The organism is Microbacterium sp. (assembly GCF_026393345.1).
Classification (GTDB): Bacteria; Actinomycetota; Actinomycetes; order Actinomycetales; family Microbacteriaceae; genus Microbacterium.
In genome coordinates this window covers 1-2,608 of sequence record NZ_JAPLAI010000025.1, presented here as the reverse complement: position 1 = coordinate 2,608, position 2,608 = coordinate 1, and the positions used below count along the sequence as shown (strand labels likewise).

At 71.4% G+C, this 2,608-nt stretch carries 4 protein-coding genes; 1 reads left to right on the top strand and 3 read right to left on the bottom strand.

From position 1 onward, the window contains the following. The 3 genes from NT132_RS02840 to cysK all read right to left on the bottom strand — a co-directional run. Positions 1–401 (bottom strand): amidase family protein (locus NT132_RS02840; protein ID WP_297784457.1); only part of this gene is annotated, 401 nt, incomplete at its 3' end. Positions 402–403: 2 nt separating this feature from the next. Further along, the gene (gene epsC, locus NT132_RS02835; protein ID WP_297784455.1) at positions 404–973 is read right to left on the bottom strand and encodes a serine O-acetyltransferase EpsC; all 570 of its coding nucleotides are present in this window, start codon (positions 971–973) and stop codon (positions 404–406) included. A gap of 1 nt (position 974) precedes the next feature. Beyond that, positions 975–1,913 (bottom strand): cysteine synthase A, encoded by a 939-nt coding sequence (cysK, locus tag NT132_RS02830; protein WP_297784453.1) that lies wholly within the window; start codon positions 1,911–1,913, stop codon positions 975–977. A gap of 176 nt (positions 1,914–2,089) precedes the next feature. On the opposite strand from cysK, the gene NT132_RS02825 reads away from it, so the two are divergent. Continuing rightward, positions 2,090–2,608, top strand: a 519-nt coding sequence (locus NT132_RS02825) for a methyltransferase (RefSeq protein ID WP_297784460.1), incomplete at its 3' end; no start/stop codon positions are given.

Genomic DNA, 2,608 nt, shown 5'->3' with positions numbered 1-2,608 from the left:
GGCGCGACGGCGGACTCGGTGTATCCGGTCAGGCCGAATTCCGGCGTGTTGGTCTTGCCGAGGCTGACGGCGCCCGCGTCGTCGAGCAGCAGCGCGAGCTCATCGGATGAGGTCGGCACGTGGTCCGCACGGACGGCGGAGCCGTAGCGGGTGGCAACACCGGCTCGCGCGACGAGGTCTTTGTCCGCGGAGGGGAGCCCCCACAGCGCGCCCGCGGGGGCTGTCGTCGCGAGCGCGTCGGCGCGGGCGAGGGCGGCGTCCGCCGTGACCTCGACGAACGCGCCGAGTTCCGCATCCCGCCGGGCGATCCGTTCGAGGTAGTGCGCCGCCAGTTCGACCGGTGACAGCGACCCGTCGCGCAGTCGAGCGAGCTGCCCCCGGGCGCTGAGGTCGTGCAGCACAGTCAGATGCTGTATTCGGGGGCGGTGAGCAGGGCCCGGGTGTCCTCGCCGGCCCGGCGCGACCGTACCTTCGCCGGCACCCCGACGAGCACGCTGTCGGCGGGCGCGTCCTTCGTGACGACGGCGTTCGCGCCGACAGCGGTGTGCGCGCCGATGACGACCGGCCCCAGCACCTTGGCGCCCGCGCCGACGACGACGCCGTCGCCGAGCGTGGGATGCCGCTTGCCGCCGTCGCGGGTGCGTCCGCCGAGCGTGACGCCGTGGTAGAGCATGACGTCGTCACCGATCTCCGCGGTCTCGCCGATGACGACACCCATCCCGTGATCGATGAAGAACCGGCGCCCGATCTTCGCGCCCGGGTGGATCTCGATGCCGGTCAGCCACCGGGTCAGCTGAGATCCGGCGCGGGCGAGGAACCGCATCCGTCGTTCCCAGAGCGCATGCCACAATCGGTGCGCCCAGATGGCGTGCAGTCCCGAGTACAGCACGGCGATCTCGAGACCGTTCCGTGCGGCGGGGTCCCGCAGTTTTGCCGCCGCGAGATCCTCGCGCAGCCGTGCGACCAGGCCCACGTCAGTTCTCGCGCAGGTCCTCGAACAGCGCCGTGCTTAGGTAACGCTCTCCGGTGTCGGGGATGATGACGACGATGTTCTTGCCGGCGTTCTCGGGGCGCTTGGCGACCTCGAGGGCCGCCCACACCGCCGCACCGCTGGACATGCCGACGAGCAGGCCCTCCTTCGCGGCGAGCTCGCGCGCGACGCTCAGCGAGTCGTCGAACTCCACATCGATGACCTCGTCGATCACGGAGCGGTCGAGGATCTCCGGCACGAAGTTCGGGCCGATGCCCTGGATCTTGTGGGGGCCGGGGTGGCCCTCGGTGAGGATGGGGGAGTCCTTGGGCTCGACGGCGATGATCTGCACGCCCGGCACCTTCTCTTTCAGCACCTGGCCGACGCCGGTGATGGTGCCGCCGGTGCCGATACCGGCGACGAAGATGTCGACCTTGCCGTCGGTGTCGCGCAGGATCTCCTCCGCGGTGGTCTTGCGGTGGATCGCCGGGTTCGCCTCGTTCTCGAACTGGCGCGCCCACACCGCACCCGGGGTCTCGGCGACGATGCGCTTGGCCTCATCGACCGCGAGGACCATGCCCTTGGTGGGGTCGGTGAGCACGAGCTCGGCGTCGAACGCCTTCAGCAGCACGCGACGCTCCTTCGACATGGATGCGGGCATGGTGAGGATCACGCGGTAGCCGCGGGCGGCGCCCACCATGGCGAGCGCGATGCCGGTGTTCCCGCTCGTCGACTCCACGATCGTGCCGCCGGGCTGCAGTTCGCCGGACGCCTCGGCCGCGTCGACGAGCGCGATGCCCAGCCGGTCCTTCACCGAGGATGCGGGGTTGTAGTACTCGAGCTTCGCGAGCACCTGGGCGTCGAGCCCGGAGGTCACGGTGTTCAAGCGGACGAGCGGCGTGTTGCCGAACGCGGAGGTGATGTCGGAGTGGATCCCGGGCATGACGGCGGCCTTTCAGAGAACGGGCTGGGCGCCCACCCAGCCTAGGCGAGCCCGGATTCCCGCGGGGCGTATATGACGGGCCCACCCCGGTCCGGGCGGGATTAGGGTGGGTTCTCGTGTCTTCCGCCTCGCTCGACCCCGGCGCGCTCGACCCTGGCGCGCGCGACGTTCGGCGAGTGATCGCGGATGCGGTCGCGACGCTCACCCGCGCCGGTGTCCCCGACCCGCAGGTCGACGCCGAGCTGCTGCTCGCGCATGTGCGGGGGAGCTCCCGCGGCGAGGTGCAGGCAGCGGCGCTCCGCGGCGACCGCCTCGACGAGGCCGCATACCGCACGTTCCTCGACCTCGTCTCCCGCCGCGCCGCACGCGAACCCCTGCAGCACCTCACCGGGCTCGCGCCCTTCCGCCACCTGGAACTCCGCGTCGGCCCGGGGGTCTTCGTCCCGCGTCCGGAGACCGAGATGGTCGCGCAGATCGCGATCGACGCGCTGGCGTCGGCCGCATCCCCCGCCCCGATCGCGGTCGACCTCGGCACCGGCTCCGGCGCCATCGCGCTGGCGCTAGCGACCGAGGTGCCGCATGCGCAGGTGTATGCCGCCGAGAACTCGGTGGACGCGTTCGTCTGGACGAGCGAGAACTTCGCGGCGGTCGGCGCCGCCAACGCGCATCTCGCGTTCATCGACCTGGCCGAAGCG

Bases quoted from the DNA above. Each gene is read 5' to 3' on its own strand.
- cysK (WP_297784453.1), bottom strand. From the start codon at position 1,913: ATGCCCGGGATCCACTCCGACATCACCTCCGCGTTCGGCAACACGCCG.